Source organism: Pseudomonas sp. ES1, assembly GCF_050586605.1.
Lineage (GTDB): Bacteria > Pseudomonadota > Gammaproteobacteria > Pseudomonadales > Pseudomonadaceae > Aquipseudomonas > Aquipseudomonas sichuanensis.
Map to the genome: position 1 here is coordinate 1 of NZ_JBOBDM010000051.1, position 26,414 is coordinate 26,414.

Genomic DNA, 26,414 nt, shown 5'->3' on the forward strand with positions numbered 1-26,414 from the left:
GGGGATTCTCCTTCGTTCTCACCTCCCACCCCCGCTCCCACAGGGATCAAGACATTCGAAGAAGAACAACACATGCCCGACCAATCCCACCTCAACGCCGAAATCCGCGACATGCTCATGGACTGCGGCCAGTTCGACACCCTGCAACCCGGCGACTACCTTGCCGCCGCCGGCTATTTCAGCCTCACCACGATCAGCGAAGGCCAGACCATTTTCAGCGAAGGCGATGCCGGCACGTTCATGTGCATCCTGCACCGCGGCGTGGTCTCGGTACGCAAGACCGACGCCACTGGCGCCCTGGTGGAGATCGCCACCCTGCGCAAGGGCCGTGCCTTCGGCGAAATGGCCGTGCTCGACGGTGAGCGGCGCTCGGCCACCTGTGTCGCGGCCAGCGACTGCCAATTGCTCACCCTGGGCAAGGACTCACTGGAAAAAATGCTGATGGACGCGCCGCGCATCGCCGCACGCATCATCCGCGCCCTGGCGGTGGCGTTGTCCAAGCGCTTGCGCATGCAGGACGGGCAAAGCCTGGCGCGCCAGGTCTAGTCGTTTTTGCCCGGGGCTTTCGGCGGGTCCTGGTTCAACCCAGGCAACGGCTGATCCTTCGGCGGCCCAGGCACCGGCATGGGCGGTAACAACGGTGCGCCGGGGCGGTTGGCGCCGGCCTTGGGCGGCGTGCTCGGGGTGATCTGCGGATACGGCGTGGGTGTCGCCGTGCCGGGCGCACCGGGCGCGGGCGTGAGGGAGCCGGCTTGTTGGCCGGCGGCATCGGCCATGGGGGTGGCAGCGCTCAGCAGCGCGGCGAGGATTGCATGCAACATCTGCCACCTCCTGTCGGGAACCTTGCTACAGGCTAGGCCGATCCTTGCGTTTTTGCCTGTCCGCTGACGGCACAGGCGCGCTAGACTCGACGCTATAACCGTCATTCGCCTGATCAGAAAAAAGGTAACACCATGAGCTCCACCTCCGCTGCCACCGCCCGCCTCGACCGCATCCTCGCCGACGCCAAGCGCGACAAGGAAATGGGCTACCGCGACAAGGCGCTGAAAATGTACCCCCACGTGTGCGGCCGCTGCACCCGCGAGTTCTCCGGCAAGCGCCTGTCGGAACTGACCGTGCACCACCGTGACCACAACCACGACAACAACCCCCAGGACGGCTCGAACTGGGAACTGCTGTGCCTGTACTGCCACGACAACGAGCACTCGCGCTACACCGACCAGCAGTATTTCAGCGAAGGCTCGCTGAGCTCGCCGAAAACCGCCGTGGCCACCCATAACCCGTTCGCCGGGCTGGCCAGCCTGCTGAAGAAAGACTGAACGTCGATTCCCGCCCCCACCGCGTCGGCGACCCCGTATAATCGCGCTCTTTTTTTGCGAAGGGCCCGACTCGTGGCGAACAAACGGTACAGCTGCATCGGCCTGTTCAACCCCAAATCCGCCGAGAACGTCGGTTCGGTGATGCGTGCGGCAGGCTGTTACGGGGTCAATTCGGTGTTCTACACCGGCAAGCGCTACGAGCGCGCCCGCGACTTCGTCACCGACACCAAGCGCGTGCACTACGACATTCCGCTGATCGGTATCGACGACCTGCAGCGCATCATCCCGCTGGGTTGCACGCCCGTGGCGGTGGAGCTGGTGGACGGTGCCAGGCCGCTGCCGGAGTACACCCACCCGGATCGGGCGATCTACATCTTCGGGCCTGAGGATGGCTCGCTGAGCGAGGATGTGCGGGGGTGGTGCGAAGAGACCATCTACATTCCGACCCAGGGCTGCATGAACCTGGCGGCGACGGTGAATGTGGTGCTGTATGACCGCATGGCCAAGGGCTTGAATACCCGGTCGGGGCCGAAGTTCAAGTAAGCAGGTCTGGCCCCATCGCGGGGCAAGCCCGCTCCCACAGACGCAGCGCTGTTTTCGTGGACATCACGGAACCTGTGGGAGCGGGTTTACCCGCGAAGGGGCCGGCCCTGGAAACCCAGGACCGGCGTGGTGCCGAACTCCGTCAGAACAGCACCGGTGTTGCTCGCCTTACGAAGCGTTGATCCAGATGGTCTTGAGCTCCGTGTACTGATCATGCGCCCAGATCGACTTGTCGCGCCCGCCAAATCCAGACTCTTTGTAGCCCCCGAACGGCGTCGAGGCATCGCCCTCGCCGAAGCAGTTCACCGTCACCACACCCGCGCGGATCTCCCGCGATAGACGTAGCGCATTGCGCAGGCTACCGGTGTAGGCCGAGGCGGCCAGGCCGTAGACGGTGTCGTTGGCCAGCTCGATGGCTTCATCGATCGTCGCGAAGCTGGTCACGCTCAGCACCGGCCCGAAGATCTCTTCAACGAACAGTTTGTTGTCGCGGCCGACGTTGTCGACGATGGTCGGCTGCACGAACACGCCAGCTTCGGTCTCGCCGCCCTGCACCACGCTGAGTTTGTGCTCGGCGGCGTACTCCAGGTACGACTTCACTTTCTCGAAGTGCGCCTTGCTGACCATCGCGCCCAAGCGGTTGTCCGGGTCCAGCGGGTCGCCCAGCTTCCAGTCCTTCAGGTGCTTGCCGATCAGGCCCAGCAGCTCGTCCTTGACGTCCTTGTGGACGATCAGGCGCGAGGACGCCGAGCAGTTCTCGCCCATGTTCCAGAACGCACCGGCGGTGACGAACTGCGCCACTTCGTCGAGGTCCTCGCAGTCGTTCATGACCACGGCCGGGTTCTTGCCACCCAGCTCCAGCACGATGCGTTTGAGGTTGGACTCGGCGGCGTACTTGAGGAACAGCCGGCCGGTGTCGGTGGACCCGGTGCACCAGCACCACCAGGGTGCAGGGGAAGGTCATGCCAGAGCGATTGTGCCGGTCGGAATCTGGACTGAGCATCCGCGCACGAGCCAGAGTCAGCTGCTATCGCTGCCTACTGAAGACTTGGCGATGCTCAATCTCCATTCCCTAAGCACACAACGTCCATGATCTGGAGCGGATGAGCTCACCGGCCAGCCTACTTTCAGGGGGCAACTGACATCCAATTCTGCAAAAAACGTAGGACGCATCCCTAACGTTTGAAACGGGAAAAAGCGCTGAATCAAGGCTGTTAGCGTTCAGGCTTTCACTCACAAGGACGCTTCAACATGAGCCTGCGCATGAACATTTTCGGCAAAGGACAAGGCCTCGATGGCGACAAAACCAGCACCGGCGCAACCTGCATTGCCAATCAAGCTCGTGGCTTCAACGAAGGGCGTCGCTGGCTGCTCGAAGGCGACAAGACCACCCCCTGCCCTAGCTACGGTGAAGAAGGAACGATCATCGACGGCGAATCACGTTGGCGCCAGGATGGCCTACCCGCCGTAGTCGACGGCACGCAGGTGCAGTGCGGCTGCCCGCCGGGTAACAACTACGTTCTCGCCCCGCTGGAACAACGGGCTACGCCACAAGCGGGCGCAATCCCTCGCCCGGCTCCAAGCGCTTTGCGCAGCCAATCGCCCCTGCAAGCTCGGCAAAACTTAAGCGGGGCGACATCTAACGAGGTTTGGGCAACACCAGGTGGGCTTGAGCCCGGTTTCCACATTGTGCAGAGCAGCACTTCATTTCCACAATTGCTTATGCAGCTGTTCGAGAAGCATGGCGCCTTGCCTGTTGCCCGCTTGCAACGGCTCAACCCGACATTTGCACAGGGCTTCAAGGCCGGTGAGATTTTCGTCATTGGCGACCCTGATAATGGATATACCTGTACTCGCGAGGAGGCTGAGCTGATGGCGGCGGCCGAGCGAGCGCGAGCGGCGCTGGGTGATCTCACGCGTGAGGAAGCCAATTTCATGATGCGCTATCAGACAGAGATCGCAGGACTATTAAGCGATGTGAGCTTGGCAATGGGAGTAAGCCAGGCAATGATGGCAAAATCACTCAACGAGTTGAAAAGTACATTACTGCACATCGAAAAACTACATCAGGCTCAGTTCACAACGCATGGAAACCTCGCTAGCCAAGCATTCTTTGCTGAGCGAAAAAAGTTATTCAAGGAATTGGATGCAAAACTTAGAACCAGCTTCTTGAACAAACAACTGAACCTTGGTAGCTACGATACGCTGCGCAGGGATCTGCGAATCTCCAGCAAAAGCTTGGTACACCACTGGAGCAAAGCCGGTGTGGCCGGACAAATCCCAGGTTACGCGACTCATCTTGACAAACTGGCAAGCATGTCTAAATACCTCCAGGCGGGTGGACGAGTGGGCGTAGTGTTAGGTGGGGCCGGCTCATTCTTGAAGATTCGTGAAGCTTGCACCGCTGGAGATGATGTAGCCTGCAAGAAAATAAAGTTCACGGAGTCTGGAAGTTTTGCTGGGGGGCTTGCGGGTGGCGCGACAGGAGGGGCAGTCGGTCGAGCAGTTGCAGGCTTTGCCTGCATTGGCCTGGGTCCCGCAAGTGCCGCCTGTTCAATCGTGGTCACTGGCGTTAGCGCACTCGGCACCAGCGTCGCGGGAATGAGTGGAGGCGAACAAATAGGAGAGGAACTTTATGAGCTTATTGAGCGCCACTGAAACCCTGAATACGCTTTGGCGCCTGACTTTATCTATGGCGCCCTTCATATTAGGGCTTGCTGGGCTTTCCATGACTGTTCACCTCGCCTGCTCACGTCACTACCATGCTCTTACTTACACACTAAGGCGTAGCAAGTGCTTGACAAGTGCCATTCAAACGTGGGGCAGGAAGGGGGTAAAATCGAGAATATCCGTTGTGTCGACTCTGAACGGAGTTGCGCTCTGCCCTAGATACTTCGTAAAGCGGGGCCTCGTGCATGCGGACGATGCAATACAGTTCCCCCGCTACCTTAAACGACGAATGCAGGTGGCTTCATGGTTACTACTTTCAGGTATGACATGGCTGATCTTGGGCGCATTCATCCGCCATTAGGATGGAAAGACAAATCAAGCGTTGAAATTCCATGTTCTAAAATTTCTCCCTTTGGTAGACAGCCTGAATACAAACGTAAGAGTCACCAGCAGCCTCCTTTCTCTTGAAAATTCAGAGAGCCGCTCACCATCACTTGATGGGCTGATTCACAGGAGCATCTCTACCGCAACAGCTTGCTCTGCAACACCTCGGACTGGCGCCCGAGCACGTTCTCGCTGATCTGCACGAACTCTTCTGTGCTCACGCTGGACAGGCGCATCAGTGCCCGCGCCACATCGTCCAGCGAGCGCTTGTCGTGGTTGTGCAGGCGGATCTCGCGGTCCAGCGCCTGCAACAGCAACACCCCGCGGGCGACTTGCGCGGCGTCGGCCTTGGCGCCCTTGAGCTGAGTCACCTTGGCGCCCTGCTTGTGCAAGCGGGCCTGCAAGGCCTGGTAGCGGTCATCGCTGATGCCGCCTGCCCGGCGCAGCAGTTCGGTGGCGTAGTAGTCGGTGAGGCTCTCGCCGAGCCAGTCGCTGCCATCGCGGTCGTTGATCTGCGCGAACAGCTGTACCACTTCGCGCAGCAGCGGGCTGGCGCCGCTGTCATTGATCAGCGGGGCGCCGCTGTGCAGGTACAGCGAGTTGTGCCCGGCCAGGGCGCCGCGCCACATGCCGTCCCGGGCACCGACCAGCAGCAGCTTGGGCGGGTTGCGCGGGAACACCGCCTGCAGTTGCGGCCAGACGAAGGTCAGCAGGGTCAGCGTATCCATGCGGCGCATGCCCTGGCCCTGCGGCGCGGCAACGGTGACTTCGGTCTCGCCAAGGCGCGCACGGCGGCTGCCGAGGTTGCCGGCGAGCATCCAGCCCGTGGGGCGGTCGAACAGGCGCGAAACATCGTCGATTCGGAATTTCTGTCGGCCGATGCGCGGCCAGGCGGTTTCCACGCTCTTCCAGCCGGCGGGCAACTCGAAGGTCAGGCGCGCCACCAGTTCGGTGCCGTCCTGCTGGTCGAGGCGCGCCGGCGGCACCAGTTGCTCACCGCGCAGCAGCGCCCAATGCGCGGTGATCCGCGCCTCATGGCTGGCGCCAGGCTGTGCCTGATCGAGCAGTACCCGGTAGCTGAGGCTGGTCTTGCCGGGGGCCGGGCGCCACACACCACGGCCGCCCTGGGCCTGCCACTGGCCGTCGGCGAGGAAGTCGCTGTAGGCGCCGCTCTGGCCCAGGTCAAAGTCCAGGCTGCGGACCACGCTACCGTCGGCCAGGGTCAGGCGCACTTCGGCCTGGCCGCTCTGCGGCAGCAGGCGCACCTGGTAATCGAGGTCGACTTTCTTCGCCAATACCTGGGAACTGGCCAATAGGCCAAGCAGCAGCAACAGCGGGCGACGCATACAGAAAACTCCTTGTTCCCCAGAGGCGAAAGCCAGGGCGATTCAACCAGCGCGGAAAATCAGGTGATCTTCCCAGTCGTCTTCATCCACATCGTTTTCACTGAGCATGCGCCCGGACCGGGAAATGCGCTGCTCGTGGACTTGCTCGCGGTCGCCGCTGACCAGGTGATGCCAGGCCGGCAGGTCCTTGCCCTCGCTGACCAGGCGGTAACCGCAGGTGGGCGGCAGCCACTTGAACTGGTCGGCCTTGCCCGGGGTGAGCTGGATGCAGTCGGGCACCTGGGCGAAGCGATTGGGGTAGTCGCTGCACTGGCAGGTGGTGAGGTCGAGCAGTTTGCAGGCGATGCTCGTGTAATAGACGCTGTTGTCTTCTTCGTCCTCGAGCTTCTGCAGGCAGCACAGGCCGCAGCCGTCGCACAGCGACTCCCACTCGCGCGGGTCGAGTTCTTCGAGGGTCTTGCGCCGCCAGAAGGGCGCGGTGTCGGCGATCATCACACGTATTCCTGCAATCAACTTGAATCCGCGGCGCGCGGCGGCGCCAGTCTAGAGGCTGTCCGGCGGCAACGCCAGACCGCTTGTCAGTGCTTGCCGGACGCAGTAGCGTGCGGTCTTTACCCCGCCCACTGCAGGAGCAGCCATGAGCGCCACCCCTCGTATTGCCGATTACGCCATCAACGAGCAGTTCATCAACCGCTGGTCGCCTCGCGCCTTCACCGCCGAGCCGATCAGCCAGGAGACCCTGCTGAGCTTCCTCGAAGCCGCGCGCTGGGCGCCGTCGGCCTACAACTCGCAGCCTTGGCGCTTCCTCTATGCGCGCCGCGACACGCCGAACTGGGAGCGCTACCTGGGCATCCTCAACGAGTTCAACCGCAGCTGGGCGCAGCAGGCTTCGGCGCTGGTGCTGGTGATTTCCAAGACCACCTTCGCCGCACCGGGCTCGGAGGAAGAAAAGCCAGCGCTGTGGCACACCTTCGACACCGGCTCCGCGTGGGGCCATCTGGCGCTGCAGGCCAGCATCAGCGGCTGGCACACCCACGGCATGGCCGGCTTCGACCAGGACCTGGCCCGTAGCGAGCTGAAGATCCCCGAAGGCTACGCGCTGCACGCGATGGTGGCGATCGGCAAGCTGGGCGACAAGGCTACCCTGGCCGAGGGCCTGCAGGCCCGCGAAGTGCCAAGCCCGCGCCGGCCGCTGAGCGAGCTGGCGGCTGAGGGTGAGTTCAGCCTGTAAGCCTTCTGCTGGCTGCTCTGGCCTTTTCGCGGGTAAACCCGCTCCCACAGGGCCTTCACTGCCCTCAAGATCAGTGAGGGCCCTGTGGGAGCGGGTTTACCCGCGAAGAGGCCGGTACAGGCCAAAGATCAATCAATACCCCCGGGCGAAATCCACTTCGCCGCGCAACCCCTGCCCCGCGGCATAGGCCCGCACATTCTCGACGAACAAGCGCACCATCGCCGGCGGCGAGGTCGGCGCCGAGCTGTGCCCGGTCAGCAGCAGCCCCCAGGCGGTCCAGAACGGGTGCCGCGCAGGCAACGGCTCCTGCCGGCAGACATCGATCACCGCACCGGCCAGATGGCCTTCCTTCAGCGCCTCGACCAGGTCCGCATCGACCACCGCCGCGCCACGCCCGGCGTTGATGAACAATGCGCTGGGCTGGAAGCACTTGAACAGCGCGGCATCGTAGAGGTCGTGGGTAGCCGGGGTGTCGGGCAGCAGGTTGAGCACGTAATCGGCCTGCCCGACCATGCGTGGCAACTGGTCGAGCCCGACCACCTCGACGAAGGGTGCCTGCTCGCGCGCAGTGCTGGCTACGCCGTACAGGGTCACGCCAAAGGGCACGAGGAACTCGGCGACCCGCTGGCCGATGTCGCCCGTGCCGACGATCAGTACCCGGCGCCCTTCCAGGCTGCGCCCGGGGCGGTCGTCCCAGCGCCGCTCGACCTGGCTGACCAGGCGCGACAGCACTTCGCGCTCGTGCACCAGCATGTAGGTGAGCATGTACTCGGCCATCACCTGGCCGAAGATGCCCACCGCCCGGGTCAGGCGGTAGTCACGCGGCAGCGCATCGGCCAGCAGCGGGGTGATGCCCGCCCAGGTCGATTGCATCCACTCAGGTTTATGGCCCTGGCGCAGCAGGCTGGCCAGCAGGTCCGGCTGGCCCAGCCACACCGGGCAGTCGGCGGCGAAGCGCGCCAGTTCGGCGGAATCGCCGCTGGTCAGCACTTCCAGGTCCGGTGCTGCCTCGCCGAGCAGGCGGGCGTAGTTGGCATGATCCTGTTCAGCGATCAGTACGCGCATGTGAAACACAACCTTGGCAAACAACGAAAGCGGCCCGCCAGGCGGGCCGCAGCTATGAGGGTGAGCGCGGCCGAATCAGACCGGGTCGTTGCGGCGCAGCAGCTCTTCGGGCAGGTGCTCGATGTACTCCTCTTCCGGCGGCGGCATCTGCAGGTGGTAACCCTGGTTGTCGAGGTTCTCCAGCACTTTCACGATGTCCTCGCGGGCCAGCTTGCGCTCCGGGGTCAGCACCAGGTCGAAGGCGTGCACCGGCGTGCCAAAGAACGGCAACAGGCCTTCCGGGATGCGTTCCAGGCCGTCGGCCTTGAGCGCGTAGAGGTACATGCCGTTCTTGCGTGGGCTTCTGTAAATCGAGCAGATACGTTTCATTGAGCTTCTCCGGCGCCTGCCAGGTCGTCCAGCAGGGCCTGGCCCATACGCTCGCGACGCCAGCCGCGCAGCGAATCGGGCAGTTGATAGGGGCCGTCGGGGTAGCCGCTCTTGAGCAGGGCCTCGAGGGTCTTCTTGCGCAGCATCAGTTCCGGGGCGATCTGCAGGCGTTCGCCTTCGGCCTGGCCGATGGCACGCAGGCGCTTGAGAATGCCGGCGGCTTCGATCGGCAGCGGCTCAGGCAGGCGCTGCGGCCACTGTTCGGCGGGAAGGCCTGCGGCGCGCTTGATCAGCTGGATGAGGAACTCGCCGTCCTGGCGGATGGTGCGCGGGTGCATCTCTTCGATCTTGCCCAGGGCCGGCAGGTTGCCGGGTTGGCTCTTGGCCATGGGCCACAACGAGTGTTCCTTGAGGATACGGTTGCGCGGTACGTCGCGGCTGCGGGCTTCGCGCTCGCGCCAGGCGCACAGTTCGCGCAGCACAGCCAACTGCTGAGGGCCCAGCTTCCAGGCCAGCTTGACATCGCGGTACAGGGTCTCTGGCTCGACTTCACGGCGCAGCGCGGCGACCAGCTCGGCGCCGTCGTCGAGGACCCAGGCGTACTTGTCGTCGGACAATTTCGGGCGCAGCGCGCTGAACAGCTCGGCCAGGTGCACGGCATCCTCGGCGGCGTAGCTCACCTGGGTATCGGACAGTGGGCGCCGCAGCCAGTCGGAGCGGGTCTCGCCCTTGGGCAGTTCAAGCCCCAGGACTTCCTGCACCAGGCGCGAGTAGCCCATGGAGAAGCCAATGTTCAGGTAACCGGCGGCCAGCTGGGTGTCGAACAACGGCTGCGGCAGCTTGCCGGTCAGGCGCAGCAGCACTTCGAGGTCTTCGCTGCAGGCGTGCAGCACCTTGACCACGGCCGTGTCGTCGAGCAGCTCGGCCAACGGCTGCCAGTCACCAATCAGCAAAGGGTCGATGAGGTAGGCGTGCTCGCCGACGCCCACCTGGATCAGGCCGGCTTTCGGGTAGAAGGTGTCGACCCGCATGAATTCGGTGTCGAGCGCTACGAAGGGCAGTTCGCGCCAGCTTTGGCAGTGCTCGGCCAGGGTCTGGTCGTCACGGATCCAGTGAATTTCGATGGCCACGAGGCTCTCCCACTAACATTGGCGCGCAGTATATACGGCGCGGCCCCTGGGGGTGAAACCTCGCGCCATCCATGGTGCCGGGCGGTTGCCCGGACGGTGACCGGGTTTATCCATCGCGGGACAAGCCCGCGATGGCGTAAACACCGTGGCTCAGCGCCCCGCCGCCAGCCACGGCCGGCAGCTGGCGAACATGTCCAGCGACTGCTGGTAGACATCGGTGCGTACCTGCAACAGGCCGAGCATCGAGTGGAACAGGTTGTCCTGGGACAGTGGCGCGTCGCGCAGCTTGGCCAGGCAGTCGGTGTCCAGGCCGAAGTCCTGCTGGTAGCTGTCGGAGAACCAGGTCAACAGCGGCACGTGCTTCTGCTGCTCCGGCGCCATCACGTAGGGGGTGCCGTGCAGGTAAAGGTTGTATTCACCCAGCGACTCGCCGTGGTCGGACAGGTAGATCATCGCCGTGTCGACTTTGTCCTGCTTGCTGCGCAGGGTATCGATCAGCGAGCCAAGCACCTTGTCGGTGTAGGCCAGGGTGTTGTCGTAGCCGTTGACGATTTCCGCCTGGCTGCACTGGTTCAGCGCATTGCTGCGGCACACCGGGGTGAACGGCTCGCTGCCCGTCGGGTAGCGTTTGAAATACTCGGGGCCGTGGCTGCCCATCTGGTGCAGCACCAGCACGGTGTCCTTGTCGAGGTTGTCGATCAGCTCGCCCAGGCCCTGCAGGAGGATCTCGTCGTGACACTCGCCGTTGGCGCACAGGGCCGGGTCGGTAAGGTTGCTCACGTCGATGAACTGCACGCGGTCGCAGGTGCCCTTGCAGCCGGACTGGTTGTCACGCCACTGCACGGCCAGGCCGGCGCGCTGGAGGATGTCGAGCAGGCCTTCGCGGTTCTTGGCCACGCGGGCGTCATAGTCCTTGCGGGTCATGCCAGAGAACATGCACGGCACCGACACGGCGGTTTCGGTACCGCACGAGTGCACATCGGTAAAGCTCAGCAGGCCCTGCTGTTTGGCCAGGTTCGGCGTGGTGTCGCGGGCATAGCCAAGCAGGCCGAAGTTCTCGGCGCGGGCACTTTCACCCACCACCAGCACGGTCAGCGACTTGCGCTCATGGTGCTGCCAGGCGGCATCACGGTGGGCATCCGTACCGTAGGGCTGGAAAGGCCGTGACGCAGTACCCAACTGTTCGCTGACATAACCAATGGACGCACCGACGATATTGCTCGGGGTAAGCATCAGGCGCAGTTCATGGTGGTTGCGAAACAGCGATGAAAGCCCCTGGTAGTTGACCAGTGCCACCGAGCCCAGCGCCGCCACACAGGCCCCCGTTACCACCAATTTGCCCAGCACTTCGCGGTACCAGGGGCGATAGGCAATTTTTGCCTTCCATACCAACAGCGACGGCAGCACGCCGAGCAGCACGATATACAGCGCAAACTTGATCGACAGCAGGTCGCGAACTTCCGCAACGTTGGTTTCCGCCACATTGCGGAACATGCCGGTATCGATCAGCACGCCATATTGATTCATGAAATAGGCAACGCCCGCGCCGCTCATGAACAACAGGATCAATACCGGTTTCAACACATACTTGAATGCCAACAAGGTCAATATCAGATTGAAGGCGAACAACATCAGCACGGCGAATGCCAGCCCCAGCCACAGCCCCACCATGCCGGGCGGCACGATGGCTTGCAGGTGTTGCCAGAGGAAGGTGTTAAGGCCGATCAACAGGTAAAGGCTGGCCAGCAGCGTGACCCATTCAGTCCGCAGGGATTTGACGTTGAGCATGGCATTCGCAGGTAGAGTTCATGAGCGGCCAGGGTGCCCGGGCGGGCACCTTGGGAAGTTGGCCGAACTCTAAGAAGGCTAGCATCAATTTTTTGTGAAAAACTTGGTAACAATTGGTCGGAATGCAGCTTTCACCAATTAAACAAGTTTCATTCAGCTTTTATTCAGCCGGCAGACGCAGCTTGGCGTAGGGCTCACGGTCGATGTCCAGCACCTCCACGCACAGCTGGATATCCAGCCCGGCCTGGGCAGGGATCGCCTCCTGCAGCACCGCGAGCAGGCTGCCCGACAACTGCTGCTTCACCTGCTCCGAGCGCCCGCTGAGGATCGCCAGGCGTACATGGGCGAAGGCACGCTCACCCGGTGCCGTGCCCACCCGGTACTTGGCGAAGGCCTGGGCGCGGCTCTTGATGTCGGCTTCGTCGGCAAACTGGCCGCTGCCCACCAGGGCGTGGTTCAGGCGCAACAGCAGCAGGTCGACGTTGAGTTCGCCCAGGTTGTCGCTGTATTCCAGGTTCAGGTGAGGCATGGCGCAGGTTCCGGTCAAGGGAGGGTGTGCGACAGCCTAACCCAGTCCCCCATTGGGGCAAAGGCGACTATCCTCATGATTCAGGCCCGTTCGCCAACCCTGAAGAGGTGAAGAAATGCCAGTTCCGCACGATTTGCTCGCAGACCTGCACGTTAGCGCCGACCAGTTCCAGGCCCTGATCGACAAGAATCAGGACCTGCACAAGCTGCACAAGGACTACAACGCCAAGGACAAGGAAGTGGTGGCTGCCGAAGGCAACGGCAGCGCCGACGACAAGGTCAACCTGTTACGCAAGGAGCGGCTGCTGATCAAGGACAAGATCGAACGGATCGTCCATCCGCCCAAGTCCTGAACACCCCGGATAACCGGGTAAACCCTTCAAAATGATCGCGGGGCAAGCCCGCTCCCATGTGCGTGGGAGCGGGCTTGCCCCGCGATGACGTCAGCAGCCCTTAAGCCGACGCTTTGAGCGCCGTATCCAGGTCCTCGATCAGATCCCGATAATCCTCGATCCCCATCGACAACCGCACCAGGTTCTCGCTGATCCCCATCACGCCCTTCTGCTCAGGGCTGAGCGAGTTGTGCGACATACTCCAGGAATGGTTGATCATGCTCTCCACGCCGCCCAGCGAATCGGCCAGGACGAAGATCTGCAACGCCTCGACCAGGCGGTTGACCGCAGCCCGGTCACCCTTGATGCGAATGGCCACCACGGCCCCGCCGGTGCGCATCTGGCGCTTGCACAATTCATGCTGCGGGTGGCTCTGAAGCCCCGGGTAATACACCTGCTCGACCTGCGGATGGCCTTCCAGGTACTGCGCCACGCGCAGTGCGTTGGCGCTCTGGCGCTCCATACGCACATCAAGGGTCTTCAGCCCGCGCAACGCCAGGTAGCAATCGAACGGCCCCTGGATCGCCCCCACCGCCATGCTGATCTTGCGCAGGCGCCCCAGCAGTTCGTCGTTGGCCGCCACCACCACGCCGCCGGTGAGGTCGGAGTGGCCGCCGATGTACTTGCTCGCCGAGTGCATCACCAGGTCCACGCCCAATGTGATCGGCTGCTGGTTCCACGGCGAGCAGAAGGTGTTGTCGATGCAGGTCATGATGCCGCGTGCGCGGGCCAGGTCGCAGACCGCCTTGATATCGACCAGGTGCAGCAAGGGGTTGGTCGGCGACTCGATCCAGATCAGTTGCGTGTTCGGGCGAATCGCCGCGGCCACGGCCTCGACGTCGTTGAGGTCGACGTAGGTGGTGGTCAGGCCCGAGGTGCGCCCGCGGTAGTCTTCCAGCAGGCGGAAGGTGCCGCCGTAGACGCCGTTCATCACCACCACGTGGGCATCCTTGGACAGCAGCTCGAGCACCGTGGCCGTCGCGCTGACGCCAGAAGCACAGGCCACCGCGCCGACACCCTCCTCCAGGGCCGCCACGCAGGTCTCATAGGCATGCCGGGTGGGGTTGCTGACCCGGCTGTAGGCGTATTCGGGGTTGTCGTCCAGGCCACGCTTGATGAACGAGCTGGAGGTGACGATGGCCGGGAAGATGGCGTTGTCGGCAACGCTGGACTGCTCGCCGGCGTGGATGGTGCGGGTGGCGAAATTGCGCGGCTTTTCGGACATGGTCGGGTCCATTGACTAGGGATGGAAAAGCGCAACTATCTCATATCCGCCAGCGACCGGCGCCAGCCAGAACATTATTACCTTATGCGGGCCATAGCGATTCCAAGCTGCATCGCCAACGGCTAATCTCGGGAAACTTTTTCTCGCCTGGAGCCCAACAGCGACATGGACAGTTTCGACCAGCACATCCTCACCCTGCTCCAGCGCGACGCCTCGATCTCCCTCAAGGACCTGGCCGAAGCGGTCAACCTGACCACAACCCCCTGCTGGAAGCGGGTCAAGCGCCTGGAGGACGAAGGTTATATCCGCGGCCGCGTCGCCCTGCTCGACCCCCAGCGCCTGGGCCTGGGCCTGACGGTGTTCGTCCAGCTCAAGACCCAGCGCCACGACAGCGCCTGGCTGGCGCAGTTCGCCGCCACAGTGACCGCGTTCGAGGAGGTGATGGAGGTGTACCGCATGTCCGGCGACTGGGACTACATGCTGCGGGTGGTGGTGGGCGACATCGCCGCCTACGACCGCTTCTACAAGAAACTGATCACCAGCACCGACGGGCTGTCGAACATCACCTCGAGCTTTGCCATGGAGCAGATGAAGTACACCACGGCGTATCCGGTGAGCCGCTGATTTCGCTGCCTGCAGGCCCGACCTCATCGCCGGCAAGCCGGCTCCCACAGTGGTTCGCATTATCCCTGTGGGAGCCGGCTTGCCGGCGATGAGGCCCTGACCGGCAACCGATCAGTCAGCCGCTGCCGTCTCGATCCGGCTCCCACAGTGGTTCGCATTGTCCCTGTGGGAGCCGGCTTGCCGGCGATGAAGCCCTGACCGGCAACCGATCAGTCAGCCGCTGCCGCCGCGATCCGGTTCCCCGCGCTGGCCTTCTCCAGTTTGATCGCGACGAACTTCGAGGTTGGCGTGTAAGTGCCGTCGCCATAACTCTCCAACGGCACCAACGGGTTGGTCTCCGGGTAGTACGCCGCCGCCTGCCCCTCGGGCACGTCATAGGCCACCAGGCGGAACCCCGACACCCGCCGCTCGCGGCCATCCGCCCACAGCGACACCAGGTCCACCTGCTCGCCCGGCTCGAAACCCAGGCGGCGGATATCGGCCTCGTTGACGAACACCACTTCGCGCAGGCCAAACACCCCGCGATAGCGGTCATCCAGCCCGTACAGGGTGGTGTTGTACTGATCGTGGGAGCGCAGGGTCTGCAGGATCAGGTCGGGCTTGTCGCCACGGGCCAGCACCTGCTCGTTGACCAGTTGCTCGGGCAATCGGCTCGGGGTGAAGCACGCCTTGCCGGTGGCGGTACGGAAGGTGCGGTCTGCCGCGTTGTTGCCCAGGTGGAAACCGCCCGGATGCTGCAACCGCTCGTTGAAATCGGCAAAGCCCGGAATCACATCGGCAATCATGCTGCGGATGCGGCCGTAGTCGGCAATCGCGTATTCCCAATCGATCGGCGTGTTGCCCAGGGTGGCCTTGGCCATGCCGGCAACGATCGCCGGCTCCGAGCGCAGGTGCGGCGAGCGCGGCTTCAGCTGGCCATGGGAGATGTGCACCATGCTGAAGGTGTCTTCGACCGTCACCCCTTGCGGGCCCTCGGCCTGGCTATCGATCTCGGTACGGCCCAGGCACGGCAGGATCAGCGCGTCGCGCCCGGTCACCAGGTGCGAACGGTTGAGCTTGGTGGAGATCTGCACGGTCAGCGCGCAGTTGCGCAGCGCCGCGTGGGTGCGTGGCGTGTCCGGGGTGGCCTGGGCGAAGTTGCCGCCCAGGGCGACGAACACCTTGGCCCGCCCCTCCTCCATGGCCTTGATCGCCAGCACGGCGTTGTCGCCATGGGCACGCGGCACCTTGAACTGGAAGCGCTTTTCCAGGGCGTCGAGCAGTTGCGCCTTGGGTTTTTCGTCGATGCCCATGGTGCGGTCGCCCTGCACGTTGCTGTGGCCGCGTACCGGTGACAGGCCGGCACCGGGCTTGCCGACGTTGCCGCGCAGCAGCTGCAGGTTGACGATTTCCTGCACGGTCGCCACCGAGTGGCGGTGCTGGGTCACACCCATGGCCCAGCACATGATCACCCGCTCGGCCTTGCGGTACATGCGCGCCGCCAGCTCGATCTCGGCCTTGGTCAGGCCGGACTGCTCGACGATATGGTCCCAGGGCGTGGCCTCGACCACGGCCAGGTAAGCCTCGACACCACTGGTGTGCTCGGCGATGAAGGCATGGTCGAACACCGCCGGTTCATGGTTGAGCTGCGCTTCGCGCTCCCACTGCAACAGGTACTTGGCGATGCCACGCATGGCCGCCATGTCGCCGCCCAGCGCCGGGCGGAAGTACGCGGTACTGGTGGACTCGGAGCCGTTGCTGAGCATCTCCAGCGGGTGCTGCGGGTGCTGGAAGCGTTCCAGCCCGCGCTCCTTGAGCGGGTTGAAGCACACCACCTGGGCGCCGCGCTTGACCGCCTCACGCAGCGGTTCGAGCATGCGCGGGTGGTTGGTGCCGGGGTTCTGGCCGATGACGAAGATCGCGTCGGCCAGCTCCAGGTCATGGAACACCACGGTGCCCTTGCCCACCCCGAGGGTTTGCGACATGCCCACGCCGCTGGCTTCGTGGCACATGTTCGAGCAGTCGGGGAAGTTGTTGGTGCCGTAGGCGCGAACGAACAGCTGGTAGAGGAACGCCGCCTCGTTGCTGGCCCGGCCCGAGGTGTAGAACTCGGCCTGGTCGGGCGACTCGAGGCTGTTCAGGTGCTGGCCGATCAGGGCGAAGGCCTCGTCCCAGCTGGTTTCGACATAGTGATCGGTGGCCGCGTCATAGCGCATCGGGTGGGTCAGCCGGCCCTGGTACTCGAGCCAGTAGTCGGTCTGCTCCAGCAGCGCGCTGACGCTGTACTTGGCGAAGAAAGCCGGGTCCACCGAGCGGCCGGTGGCTTCCCAGTTGACCGCCTTGGCGCCGTTCTCGCAGAACTTGACCATGTCGCTTTCCGGCGACTCGCCCCAGGCGCAACCGGGGCAGTCGAAGCCGCCGTTCTGGTTGGTCTTGAGCATGGCCCGCAGGTTCTTGAAGGCGTTCTCGCTGCCCAGCCAGCTCTTGGTCACGCTCTTGAGCGCGCCCCAGCCAGCGGCCGGCCCCTTGTAGTCCCTGATGTGTTGGTCCTGGCTCATGCGGTCAATCCTCACGCGGGCATGGTAAAGGTGCGGCGGATCACGTTGTCCGCTGTTTTTTTCCAGCCTATGGAGGGTGGTGTGGGGGCGTCCAATCGAAATGTCTGACGGGGTGATAGGCGGTGTCGATCATGGGTTTCAGGTGTCTGTAATAGACCTTTCGCGGGGCAAGCCCGCTCCCACGAGAATGCCGTACGCGCATCTGCCTGGCCCTTGATAGAGGCCATTGATCAAGCGGTCAGGGAAAGCGATTTGACGGGTCTGGCCCCAGGCGATAGCTTGGATTGCATAGCCCCCAGCCCTTCGAGCACCCACGTGGAACAGAACCCCCAGGCCCTGATCGACGGTTTCAACCGCAAGGTCGACTACCTGCGGATGTCGGTCACCGATCGTTGCGATTTCCGCTGCGTCTACTGCATGGCCGAGGACATGCAGTTCCTGCCGCGCCAGCAGATCCTCAGCCTCGAAGAGCTCTATCAGGTGGCCGAACGCTTCGTCGCCCTGGGCACCCGCAAGATCCGCCTGACCGGCGGTGAACCCCTGGTCCGCCAGGGCATCGTCGGGCTCTGCGAACGTATCGCCGCCCTGCCCGGCCTGCGTGAACTGTGCCTGACCAGCAATGGCTCGCAGCTCGGCCGCCTGGCCCAGCCGCTGTTCGATGCCGGCGTGTCGCGCCTGAACATCAGCCTCGACAGCCTCGACCCCGAGCGCTTCCGCGCCCTGACCCGCACCGGTGACCTGCACCAGGTGATCGCCGGCATCGATGCCGCGCGCGCCGCCGGTTTTCGTCGCACCAAGCTCAACGCCGTGGTGCTCAAGGGCCGCAACGACGACGAGATCGTCGACCTGGTGCGCTTCGCCATCGACCGCGAGCTGGACATCTCGTTCATCGAGGAAATGCCCCTTGGGGTGATCAGCGAACACCAGCGCGGCGAGTCCTACTGCTCCAGCGACGATGTGCGCGAGCGCCTGGCCGGGCACTTCAGCCTGATCGAATCGGCCGAATCCTCCCAAGGCCCGGCCCGCTACTGGCGCCTGGCCGAAGCGCCGAACACCCGGGTCGGTTTCATCTCGCCCCACAGCCACAACTTCTGCGCCACCTGCAACCGCGTGCGCCTGACCGTCGAAGGCCGCCTGCTGCTGTGCCTGGGCAACGAGCACTCGCTGGACCTCAAGCAGGTGCTGCGCCAGCACCCCGGCGACAGCGCCCGCCTCGACAAGGCCATCCGCGAGGCCATGCAGCTCAAGCCCTGGCGCCACCACTTCGAAGTGGGTGGCGAGGTGCAGATCCTGCGTTTCATGAACATGACCGGCGGCTGAGCGGCCGCCTCGGGAACCCCTCTTGATCGTCCACTCCCGCCCCGACCTGCTGCGCGTGCTGTTTACCCTCAAGGGTTCGATCGTCAAGCGCATCGCTGTGCGCTGCCTGATGGTCACCCTGCTGGCCGCACTGATCGTGCTCATCGAGCGGCACTACCCGGCGTTGTTCTACCCGGTCAGCGCCACCCCGTTCACCCTGCTCGGGCTGTCACTGTCGATCTTCATGAGCTTTCGCAACAACGCCTGCTACGACCGTTGGTGGGAAGGGCGCAAGGCCTGGGGGCGGATGATCATCGAGGTGCGTTCGTTCGTGCGTGAAAGCGTGGTGATCGAGGATGCCCAACTGCGCTCGACGATGTTGCGCAGCCTGTGCGGTTTTGCCCACGCCCTGAATGCCCGGCTGCGCAACGAGGACGAACTGCGCGCCGCCCGCCCCTGGCTGGCCGAGCAGGCGCCGCTGACCCCGCACAACCTGTGCAACGGCATCCTGCAGGACATCGGTGCGCAATGTTCGCGGCTGGCGCAGCAACAGCTGATCAGCGAGTTTCGTTACACCACCCTGGAACAGCGCCTGTCGGGCCTGTCGGAGGTGCAGGCCACCTGCGAGCGGATCAAGGGTACGCCGCTGCCATTCCCCTACACCCTGCTGCTGCACCGCACCATCTATATCTTCTGCCTGCTGCTGCCGTTCGCCCTGGCCGAACCGCTGGGCTGGCTGGCGCCGCTGTTCACCACCATCGTCAGCTACACCTTCTTCGGCCTGGATGCCATTGGCAACGAGCTGGAAGACCCGTTCGGCCGGGATGAAAACGACCTGCCGACCGATGCGCTGGTACGCACCCTCGAGCGCGATGTGCTGGCGGCGTTGGGGCACGAGCCTTTGCCGCCGGCATTGGAGCCTGTGGATCACGTGCTGAGTTGAGGTTTCAGCCCGCCCCAGCAAGCCGGTAATCACCTGACCAAGCGCAAGCCTGCCAGCACCACCGCGAACACCGCGATGCTCGCGGTATACAGCACCAGCGCCGGCAGCCCGAACACCAGCGCCAGCACTGCCAGCCACCTACCCAGGCGGCCCGGAACAAGCTGGGCGACCAGCGCCAGCCCCAACGCGCTCCAGGCGATCACCTGGAAATGAATGCCCAAGCCCAGCAGCGAGCGCACCTGGCACTGCCAGATCTCCCCCGGCTGCGAGCACAAGCCGACCCACTGGGGCGCTTCCATCAAGCCATAACGCACGCCATAACTGGCAGCCAGCCACAGGGGCAGGAACAGCAGCAAGGCAATGAGCGGCCACGAACGGGACATCCGGTTCTCCAATAGCGGCAATCGAAAGCGTGAATGATCGCTCACGGGCCGATGTAAGGCAAAATCATGGCCCAGCGGCTATGTTGCACAACACAGACATTGCCGTGGACAACAACATCTGGTGCGACAAAGGTATGAACGGCAGGCAACTTTGCCGTGCCGACCATGGTCCTAGCCTGCGTACAAACTGCACGACCTTGCGTTTTTCTGGGGGACTACATGCTTCGATCTTTGCGCCTCGCCGCGCTGCTTGGCGGCCTGCTCATGGCTGCGGCCGCTTCGGCGCGGGATATCGATGCCGCGAGCTACGGCTACCCATTGACCAACCCGTTCGAGGCGACCATCGCCACCACGCCGCCTGAGCAACGCCCGACGCTGCCCAGTGACGATGAGATCAACCAGGACGACTACAGCCTCACCCTGCGCCCGGAACGCGAGTTCACCCTGCCGGACAACTTCTGGTCAGTGAAGAAACTGCGTTACCGCCTGGCCAGGCAGGACCACGAGGCGCCGCTGATCTTCCTGATCGCCGGTACCGGCGCGCCCTACTTCAGCTCGATCAACGAATACCTGAAAAAACTGTTCTATCAGGCCGGCTACCACGTGGTGCAGCTGTCCTCGCCGACCAGCTACGACTTCATGAGCGCGGCCTCGCGCTTCGCCACGCCTGGCGTGAGCGCCGAGGATGCCAAGGACCTGTACCGGGTGATGCAGGCGGTGCGCGCCCAGCACCCGCGCCTGCCGGTCAGCGAGTACTACCTGACGGGCTACAGCCTGGGGGCGCTGGATGCAGCGTTCGTCAGCAAGCTGGACGAAACCCGGCGCAGCTTCAACTTCAAGCGCGTGCTGCTGCTCAACCCGCCGGTCAACCTGTACACCTCGATCAGCAACCTGGACAAACTGGTGCAGACCCGGGTCAAGGGCATCGACAAGAGCACCACGTTCTACGAACTGATGCTGGAAAAGCTCACCCGCTACTTCCAGGACAAGGGCTACATCGACCTCAACGAAGCCTTGCTGTACGACTTCCAGCAGTCGCGCCAGCACCTGTCCAACGAACAGATGGCCATGCTGATCGGCACCTCGTTCCGCTTCTCGGCAGCCGACATCGCCTTCACCTCCGACCTGATCAACCGCCGCGGCCTGATCATTCCGCCGAAGTACCCGATCACCGAAACCACCAGCCTCACGCCGTTCTTCAAGCGTGCCCTGCAGTGCGATTTCGACTGTTACCTGACCGAGCAGGTGATCCCCATGTGGCGCGCGCGCACCGACGGCAACAGCCTGCTGCAGCTGATCGACCAGGTCAGCCTGTACGCCCTCGCCGACTACCTGCACGACAGCCCGAAGATCGCCGTGATGCACAACGCCGACGACGTGATCCTCGGCCCCGGCGACATCGGTTTCCTGCGCCGGGTGTTCGGCGAGCGCCTGACCCTGTACCCCCACGGCGGCCACTGCGGCAACCTCAATTACCGCGTCAACAGCGACGCCATGCTGGAGTTTTTCCGTGGTTAACCGATTGCTGCTCGTCACCGCCCTGCTCGCCAGCAGCTGCGCCCTGGCCGAGGAAGTCGCGCCCCGGGCCAGCGTGGTCGAGGCCGACAAGGCCCCGGCCCTCACGGCAGAACCCGATGGGTTCCTCGATCCGCTGCGCGAACTCAAGTTCAACCCGGGCCTGGACCAGCGCGAGTTCGAGCGCTCGACCCTGGCGGCGTTGAACATCTATGACCCGCTGGAAGCGATGAACCGGCGCATCTATCACTTCAACTACCGCTTCGACCAGTGGGTGTTCCTGCCGGTGGTCGATGGCTACCGCTACATCACCCCAAGCTTCGTGCGCACCGGGGTGAACAACTTCTTCAACAACCTGGGCGATGTGCCGAACCTGTTCAACAGCGTGTTCCAGCTCAAGGCCAAGCGCTCGGCACAAATCACCGCGCGGCTGATGTTCAACACTATTCTCGGTGTCGGCGGGCTGTGGGACCCGGCGACCAGCATGGGGCTGCCACGCCAGAGCGAGGACTTTGGCCAGACGCTGGGCTTCTATGGCGTCCCGGAAGGGCCGTACATCATGCTGCCGATCCTCGGGCCGTCGAACCTGCGCGACACCACCGGGCTGGTGGTGGATTACGTGGGCGAGCAGGCGGTCAATTACCTGGACGTGCCGGAGTCTGCCGAAGAGCACCCAGAGATCACGCTGATGCGGGCCATAGACAAGCGCAACAGCACCAACTTCAGCTATGGCCAGACCAACTCGCCGTTCGAGTATGAAAAGCTGCGCTACGTGTACACCCAGGCGCGCAAGTTGCAGATCGCCGAATAGCACCTGCACCGCCTCTGTAGGAGCGGCCTTGCGCCGCTCCTACAGGAGACCGCTCAGCCCGGCAAACCGAGGAACTGGCACAACTCGCGCTTCTTGGCCAACGCATCCTTGCGCCCCAGCTCGATCAGCTCGCTGCAATAGCTCGCCTCGAACAGCAGATAGCTGAGCACCCCTGCACCACTGGTCCTGGTCGCCCCCGGTCCGCGCAGGAACAGCCGCAGCGCCGCCGGCAAGTCGCGCCGGTGCCGCGCGGCAATCTCGTCCAGCGGCTGGCTTGGCGCCACCACCAGCACCTCGATCGGTGCCAGCCCCAGGCGCCGTGCATCGAGGTGCGCTGGCAGCATGTGGCTGAGGTGGTTGAGGCGTTGCAGCAACTCGATGTCGTCTTCGAGGCTGTCGATGAAGGTGCTGTTGAGCATGTGCCCGCCGATCTGCGCCAGGCTCGGCTGCTGGCCGCTGAACACTCGCTGGGTGGGCAACGGCGGCGCCGGGCGCTGTGGGTTGCCACTGACGCCCACCACCAGCACGCGGCTGGCCCCCAGGTGCAGGGCCGGGCTGATCGGCGCCGACTGGCGTACCGCACCGTCGCCGAAAAACTCCTCGCCGAGCCGCACCGGGGCGAACAGCAGCGGGATGGCGGAGCTGGCCAACAGATGGTCGATGGTCAGCGGCGTGGGCATGCCGATGCGCCGGTGGCGCAGCCAGGGCTCGATGGTGTCGCGGCCCTGATAGAAGGTCACCGCCTGGCCGGACTCATAACCGAAGGCGGTCACGGCGATGGCGCGCAGCTGGTTGGCGGCCAGTGAATGGGCAATGCCGTCCAGGTCCAGGTGCTGATGCAGCAGTTTGCGTAGCGGGCGGCTGTCGAGCAGTGCCACCGGTACCTGGCCGCCCAGGCCCAGCAGGCTGTGGCCGACGAAACGGCTGGCCTGGCGGATAACCCCAGGCCAGTCGCTGCGCAGTACCAGGTGGCTGCGAAAGTTCTGCCAGAAGGCAGTCAGGTGCTGCACCGATTCGGCGAAGCGGGTGGCGCCGCTGGCCAGCTTGACCGCGTTGATGGCACCGGCGGAAGTGCCGACGATCACCGGGAACGGGTTGGCCGCGCCGGGCGGCAGCAGCTCGGCGATGCCGGCGAGCACGCCAACCTGGTAAGCAGCGCGGGCGCCGCCGCCGGAGAGGATCAGGCCGGTGGTGGGGGTCATCGAGTCCTTCCTGGATTACTGGTTGGTTCTAGGGCCTTTTCGCTGGCAAGCCAGCTCCCACAGGTACATCGCCGGGCACAGGTTATGCAAGATCCCTGTGGGAGCTGGCTTGCCAGCGATGAGGCCGGCCCTGCAATCGAAAGACTCAGCGCTTTTTCTTGTCGTACAGCCGCGGCTCGCCCTCAGGCCGCGACTTGAACCGCCGGTGCGCCCACAGGTATTGCTCCGGGCATTCGCGCAGCACACCTTCGACCCACTGGTTGATGCGCAGGCAGTCAGCCTCTTCGGTCTCCCCCGGGAAGCCTTCGAGCGGCGGGTGCACCACCAGGCGGTAGCCACTGCCATCTTCCAGGCGCTTCTGGGTGAAGGGGATCACCCGGGCCTTGCCCAGGCGGGCGAACTTGCTGGTGGCGGTAACGGTGGCGGCCGGGATGCCGAACAGCGGCACGAAGATGCTCTGCTTCATGCCGTAATCCTGGTCGGGCGCATACCAGATCGCCCGGCCCTTGCGCAGCAGCTTGAGCATGCCGCGCACATCGTCGCGCTCCACCGCCAGCGAATCGAGGTTGTGGCGCTCGCGGCCACGGCGCTGGATGAAGTCGAACACCGGATTGCCGTGCTCACGGTACATCCCGTCGATGGTGTGAACCTGGCCCAGCAGCGCGGCGCCGATCTCCAGGGTGGTGAAGTGCACGGCCATGAGGATCGCCCCCTCCCCTTCACGCTGGGCAGCCTGCAGGTGTTCGATGCCTTCGATGTGCGCCAGGCGGGCCAGGCGGGCCTGTGGCCACCACCAGCTCATGGCCATTTCGAAGAAGGCGATGCCAGTGGAGGCGAAATTTTCCTTGAGCAGGCGCTGCCGTTCGTCGCTGGAAAGCTCGGGGAAACACAATTCAAGGTTGCGCGCGGCAATGCGGCGGCGTTCGCCGGCCGCCCGGTACATCAGCGCACCGAGAGCGCGGCCGAGCCCGAGCAATGCGCGGTAAGGCAACTGGGCGACCAGCCACAACAGGCCCAGGCCAAGCCACAGGGCCCAGAATCGCGGGTGGAGAAATTGGCGGCGAAAACGCGGGCGTTCCATTGAAGCTTCCGGCAAGACAAGGGCCGGGCATTCTACATCGGTTGCGGGCAATCGGTCTTATCGCTATAAGTCAGGGCACTTTTCTCGCAACAAGCCGTCTATGCAGACCATGAGCCCTAACCAGACACCCGACAACGCCCCCGTGTTCCAGCTCAAGGGCAGCATGCTTGCCATCACCGTGCTGGAACTGGCGCGCAACGACCTCGAATCCCTCGACCGCCAGCTGGCGGCGAAGGTGGCGCAGGCGCCGAACTTCTTCAGCAACACGCCGCTGGTGCTGGCGCTGGACAAGCTGCCCCCTGACGAGGGCGCCATCGACCTGCCCGGGCTGATGCGCGTCTGCCGCCATCATGGCCTGCGCACCCTGGCGATCCGCGCCAACCGCATCGAGGACATCGCCGCGGCGATCGCCATCGACCTGCCGGTGCTGCCGCCTTCCGGTGCCCGCGAGCGCCCGCTGGAGCCGGAGCCAGAGGTGAAACCCGCCGAACCTGCACCGCCACCGGCGCCAGCCGAACCCGAAGTGCGCCCGACGCGCATCATCACCACGACGGTGCGCGGCGGCCAGCAGATCTATGCTCAGGGTGGCGACCTGGTGGTCACCGGCTCCGTCAGCCCGGGCGCGGAACTTCTTGCCGATGGCAACATCCATGTGTACGGCGCCATGCGTGGCCGGGCCCTGGCGGGGATCAAGGGCAATACCAAGGCGCGCATCTTCTGCCAGCAGATGACCGCAGAAATGGTCTCCATCGCCGGCCAGTACAAAGTCTGTGAAGACCTGCGCCGCGACCCGCTGTGGGGCTCGGGCGTACAGGTCAGCCTGTCCGGTGACGTGTTGAACATCACCCGTCTTTAACGGATACTTGCCGGCATTTTTAGCGCAACTTTTTACCGTTGCCGTTTTTTTGTATTTGCAGGGACGCCTGTCCCGATTATTTAGGGGTGAAACACCTTGGCCAAGATTCTCGTGGTTACTTCCGGCAAGGGGGGTGTGGGCAAGACCACCACCAGCGCCGCTATCGGTACCGGCCTCGCACTGCGTGGGCACAAGACTGTCATCGTCGACTTCGACGTCGGCCTGCGTAACCTCGACCTGATCATGGGCTGCGAACGCCGCGTGGTGTACGACTTCGTCAACGTGGTCAACGGCGAAGCCAACCTGCAACAGGCACTGATCAAGGACAAGCGCCTCGAGAACCTGTACGTGCTGGCCGCCAGCCAGACCCGCGACAAGGACGCACTGACCAAGGAAGGCGTGGAAAAGGTGCTGATGGAGCTCAAGGAGCAGTTCGAGTTCGTCGTCTGCGACTCGCCGGCCGGTATCGAGAAAGGCGCGCACCTGGCGATGTACTTCGCCGACGAAGCCATCGTCGTGACCAACCCGGAAGTCTCCTCGGTACGTGACTCCGACCGCATGATCGGCCTGCTGTCGAGCAAGTCGCGCCGCGCGGAACAAGGTGACGACCCGATCAAGGAACACCTGCTGATCACCCGCTACCACCCAGAGCGTGTCGAGAAGGGCGAAATGCTGGGCGTCGAAGACGTCAAGGAAATCCTCTCGGTCGAACTGCTGGGTGTCATTCCCGAATCCCAGGCAGTGCTCAAGGCGTCCAACCAGGGCATCCCGGTCATCCTCGATGACCAGAGCGATGCCGGCCAGGCGTACAGTGACACCGTCGACCGCCTGCTGGGCAAGCCCAAGCCACTGCGGTTCATCGAAGTGCCGAAGCAAGGATTCTTCGCACGCCTGTTTGGAGGCAAGTAAACCATGAACCTTTTTGACTTCTTTCGTGGCAGACAGAAACAGAGCAGCGCGTCGGTAGCGAAAGAGCGTCTACAGATCATCGTGGCGCACGAGCGTGGCCAGCGCAGCACCCCGGACTACCTGCCTGCCCTGCAGAAAGAGCTGGTCGAGGTGATTCGCAAGTACGTCAACATCGGCAATGATGACGTGCAGATCGAACTGGAAAACCAGGGCAGCTGCTCGATTCTGGAACTGAACATCACCCTGCCTGATCGCTGAGCCTTC

General features: G+C 63.8%; 27 protein-coding genes and 1 pseudogene. 14 read left to right on the forward strand and 14 right to left on the reverse strand.

The features are described 5' to 3' along the window. Window positions 1-72: 72 nt before the first annotated feature. The gene (locus tag ACQ4N9_RS19845) at window positions 73-546 is read left to right on the forward strand and encodes a cyclic nucleotide-binding domain-containing protein (RefSeq protein ID WP_390967660.1); all 474 of its coding nucleotides are present in this window, start codon (window positions 73-75) and stop codon (window positions 544-546) included. Here the strand turns inward: ACQ4N9_RS19845 and ACQ4N9_RS19850 are convergent. Beyond that, complete coding sequence (locus ACQ4N9_RS19850; protein ID WP_125463066.1) at window positions 543-821, reverse strand: hypothetical protein; 279 nt, start codon at window positions 819-821, stop codon at window positions 543-545. The two genes, ACQ4N9_RS19845 and ACQ4N9_RS19850, sit on opposite strands and share 4 nt — an antisense overlap. Before the next feature lie 132 nt (window positions 822-953). On the opposite strand from ACQ4N9_RS19850, the gene ACQ4N9_RS19855 reads away from it, so the two are divergent. Then, a complete protein-coding gene (locus ACQ4N9_RS19855) occupies window positions 954-1,319 on the forward strand; it encodes a YajD family HNH nuclease (RefSeq protein ID WP_110992478.1) in 366 nt (121 codons plus the stop codon). Between the two features lie 72 nt (window positions 1,320-1,391). Beyond that, window positions 1,392-1,862: an RNA methyltransferase gene (locus ACQ4N9_RS19860; protein ID WP_046856681.1), complete on the forward strand. Its 471-nt coding sequence runs from the start codon at window positions 1,392-1,394 to the stop codon at window positions 1,860-1,862. A 168-nt stretch (window positions 1,863-2,030) separates the two neighbouring features. Here the strand turns inward: ACQ4N9_RS19860 and ACQ4N9_RS19865 are convergent. After that, window positions 2,031-2,792, reverse strand: a pseudogene (locus ACQ4N9_RS19865) (aldehyde dehydrogenase family protein); the annotation flags it as partial. 321 nt (window positions 2,793-3,113) lie between these two features. Here ACQ4N9_RS19865 and ACQ4N9_RS19870 point away from each other — a divergent pair. Next, complete coding sequence (locus ACQ4N9_RS19870) at window positions 3,114-4,520, forward strand: PAAR domain-containing protein (protein WP_390967659.1); 1,407 nt, start codon at window positions 3,114-3,116, stop codon at window positions 4,518-4,520. Window positions 4,521-5,053: 533 nt separating this feature from the next. Here the strand turns inward: ACQ4N9_RS19870 and ACQ4N9_RS19875 are convergent. Continuing rightward, complete coding sequence (locus ACQ4N9_RS19875; RefSeq protein ID WP_125857782.1) at window positions 5,054-6,262, reverse strand: hypothetical protein; 1,209 nt, start codon at window positions 6,260-6,262, stop codon at window positions 5,054-5,056. Between the two features lie 42 nt (window positions 6,263-6,304). Then, window positions 6,305-6,754: a YcgN family cysteine cluster protein gene (locus tag ACQ4N9_RS19880; protein WP_232880653.1), complete on the reverse strand. Its 450-nt coding sequence runs from the start codon at window positions 6,752-6,754 to the stop codon at window positions 6,305-6,307. Between the two features lie 145 nt (window positions 6,755-6,899). Here ACQ4N9_RS19880 and ACQ4N9_RS19885 point away from each other — a divergent pair, with 145 nt between their 5' ends. Further along, window positions 6,900-7,493 (forward strand): nitroreductase family protein, encoded by a 594-nt coding sequence (locus tag ACQ4N9_RS19885; protein WP_390967658.1) that lies wholly within the window; start codon window positions 6,900-6,902, stop codon window positions 7,491-7,493. Window positions 7,494-7,625: 132 nt separating this feature from the next. Here ACQ4N9_RS19885 and ACQ4N9_RS19890 read toward each other — a convergent pair whose 3' ends face one another. From ACQ4N9_RS19890 to ACQ4N9_RS19910, 5 genes are all read right to left on the reverse strand, one after another. Continuing rightward, window positions 7,626-8,558: a D-2-hydroxyacid dehydrogenase gene (locus ACQ4N9_RS19890; RefSeq protein WP_390967657.1), complete on the reverse strand. Its 933-nt coding sequence runs from the start codon at window positions 8,556-8,558 to the stop codon at window positions 7,626-7,628. 75 nt (window positions 8,559-8,633) lie between these two features. Next, window positions 8,634-8,927 carry a YcgL domain-containing protein gene (locus ACQ4N9_RS19895; RefSeq protein WP_390967656.1) on the reverse strand — a complete coding sequence of 98 codons (294 nt, stop codon included), beginning with the start codon at window positions 8,925-8,927 and terminating at the stop codon, window positions 8,634-8,636. Further along, on the reverse strand, window positions 8,924-10,057 hold the full coding sequence (rnd, locus tag ACQ4N9_RS19900; protein ID WP_390967655.1) for a ribonuclease D: 1,134 nt from the start codon (window positions 10,055-10,057) through the stop codon (window positions 8,924-8,926). Before rnd ends, ACQ4N9_RS19895 begins: the two co-directional genes overlap by 4 nt. Window positions 10,058-10,207: 150 nt before the next feature. Next, window positions 10,208-11,845, reverse strand: a complete 1,638-nt coding sequence (locus ACQ4N9_RS19905) for a phosphoethanolamine transferase (RefSeq protein ID WP_390967654.1) — start codon at window positions 11,843-11,845, stop codon at window positions 10,208-10,210. A 160-nt stretch (window positions 11,846-12,005) separates the two neighbouring features. After that, on the reverse strand, window positions 12,006-12,374 hold the full coding sequence (locus ACQ4N9_RS19910) for a 5-carboxymethyl-2-hydroxymuconate Delta-isomerase (RefSeq protein WP_153787162.1): 369 nt from the start codon (window positions 12,372-12,374) through the stop codon (window positions 12,006-12,008). A gap of 115 nt (window positions 12,375-12,489) precedes the next feature. Between ACQ4N9_RS19910 and ACQ4N9_RS19915 the strand changes: the two genes are divergently transcribed. Then, window positions 12,490-12,726, forward strand: a complete 237-nt coding sequence (locus tag ACQ4N9_RS19915; RefSeq protein ID WP_125463057.1) for a YdcH family protein — start codon at window positions 12,490-12,492, stop codon at window positions 12,724-12,726. A 100-nt stretch (window positions 12,727-12,826) separates the two neighbouring features. Here the strand turns inward: ACQ4N9_RS19915 and ACQ4N9_RS19920 are convergent, their stop codons facing one another. Continuing rightward, the gene (locus ACQ4N9_RS19920) at window positions 12,827-14,002 is read right to left on the reverse strand and encodes a trans-sulfuration enzyme family protein (protein ID WP_347151598.1); all 1,176 of its coding nucleotides are present in this window, start codon (window positions 14,000-14,002) and stop codon (window positions 12,827-12,829) included. Between the two features lie 153 nt (window positions 14,003-14,155). Here ACQ4N9_RS19920 and ACQ4N9_RS19925 point away from each other — a divergent pair, with 153 nt between their 5' ends. Then, window positions 14,156-14,614 (forward strand): Lrp/AsnC family transcriptional regulator, encoded by a 459-nt coding sequence (locus ACQ4N9_RS19925; protein ID WP_125463055.1) that lies wholly within the window; start codon window positions 14,156-14,158, stop codon window positions 14,612-14,614. A gap of 209 nt (window positions 14,615-14,823) precedes the next feature. On the opposite strand, the gene ACQ4N9_RS19930 is transcribed toward ACQ4N9_RS19925, so the two are convergent. Then, window positions 14,824-17,151, reverse strand: a complete 2,328-nt coding sequence (locus ACQ4N9_RS19930) for an FdhF/YdeP family oxidoreductase (RefSeq protein WP_390967653.1) — start codon at window positions 17,149-17,151, stop codon at window positions 14,824-14,826. A gap of 315 nt (window positions 17,152-17,466) precedes the next feature. Between ACQ4N9_RS19930 and moaA the strand changes: the two genes are divergently transcribed. Together moaA and ACQ4N9_RS19940 are read left to right on the forward strand one after the other, a co-directional pair. Beyond that, window positions 17,467-18,471 carry a GTP 3',8-cyclase MoaA gene (moaA, locus tag ACQ4N9_RS19935; protein ID WP_110996250.1) on the forward strand — a complete coding sequence of 335 codons (1,005 nt, stop codon included), beginning with the start codon at window positions 17,467-17,469 and terminating at the stop codon, window positions 18,469-18,471. A gap of 22 nt (window positions 18,472-18,493) precedes the next feature. After that, window positions 18,494-19,393, forward strand: coding sequence for a bestrophin family protein (locus tag ACQ4N9_RS19940; protein WP_390967652.1), 900 nt, complete (start codon window positions 18,494-18,496; stop codon window positions 19,391-19,393). Window positions 19,394-19,422: 29 nt separating this feature from the next. Here the strand turns inward: ACQ4N9_RS19940 and ACQ4N9_RS19945 are convergent, their stop codons facing one another. Then, a complete protein-coding gene (locus tag ACQ4N9_RS19945) occupies window positions 19,423-19,776 on the reverse strand; it encodes a hypothetical protein (protein ID WP_390967651.1) in 354 nt (117 codons plus the stop codon). Between the two features lie 219 nt (window positions 19,777-19,995). Between ACQ4N9_RS19945 and ACQ4N9_RS19950 the strand changes: the two genes are divergently transcribed. Both ACQ4N9_RS19950 and ACQ4N9_RS19955 read left to right on the forward strand, forming a co-directional pair. After that, window positions 19,996-21,294 carry a serine/threonine protein kinase gene (locus ACQ4N9_RS19950; RefSeq protein ID WP_125857773.1) on the forward strand — a complete coding sequence of 433 codons (1,299 nt, stop codon included), beginning with the start codon at window positions 19,996-19,998 and terminating at the stop codon, window positions 21,292-21,294. Continuing rightward, window positions 21,287-22,102: an MlaA family lipoprotein gene (locus ACQ4N9_RS19955; RefSeq protein WP_323833038.1), complete on the forward strand. Its 816-nt coding sequence runs from the start codon at window positions 21,287-21,289 to the stop codon at window positions 22,100-22,102. The genes ACQ4N9_RS19950 and ACQ4N9_RS19955 overlap by 8 nt, the downstream gene beginning before the upstream one ends. Window positions 22,103-22,155: 53 nt before the next feature. On the opposite strand, the gene ACQ4N9_RS19960 is transcribed toward ACQ4N9_RS19955, so the two are convergent. Both ACQ4N9_RS19960 and ACQ4N9_RS19965 read right to left on the reverse strand, forming a co-directional pair. Continuing rightward, a complete protein-coding gene (locus ACQ4N9_RS19960) occupies window positions 22,156-23,304 on the reverse strand; it encodes a patatin-like phospholipase family protein (RefSeq protein WP_390967650.1) in 1,149 nt (382 codons plus the stop codon). 145 nt (window positions 23,305-23,449) lie between these two features. Continuing rightward, window positions 23,450-24,385 (reverse strand): lipid A biosynthesis lauroyl acyltransferase, encoded by a 936-nt coding sequence (locus ACQ4N9_RS19965; RefSeq protein ID WP_390967649.1) that lies wholly within the window; start codon window positions 24,383-24,385, stop codon window positions 23,450-23,452. Window positions 24,386-24,485: 100 nt separating this feature from the next. On the opposite strand from ACQ4N9_RS19965, the gene minC reads away from it, so the two are divergent. The 3 genes from minC to minE all read left to right on the forward strand — a co-directional run bounded on the left by minC (window position 24,486) and on the right by minE (window position 26,408). Then, a complete protein-coding gene (gene minC, locus ACQ4N9_RS19970; RefSeq protein WP_390967648.1) occupies window positions 24,486-25,241 on the forward strand; it encodes a septum site-determining protein MinC in 756 nt (251 codons plus the stop codon). 96 nt (window positions 25,242-25,337) lie between these two features. Further along, the gene (gene minD, locus ACQ4N9_RS19975; protein ID WP_110996258.1) at window positions 25,338-26,150 is read left to right on the forward strand and encodes a septum site-determining protein MinD; all 813 of its coding nucleotides are present in this window, start codon (window positions 25,338-25,340) and stop codon (window positions 26,148-26,150) included. 3 nt (window positions 26,151-26,153) lie between these two features. Continuing rightward, window positions 26,154-26,408, forward strand: coding sequence for a cell division topological specificity factor MinE (gene minE, locus ACQ4N9_RS19980; protein WP_023631120.1), 255 nt, complete (start codon window positions 26,154-26,156; stop codon window positions 26,406-26,408). Window positions 26,409-26,414 lie beyond the last annotated feature (6 nt).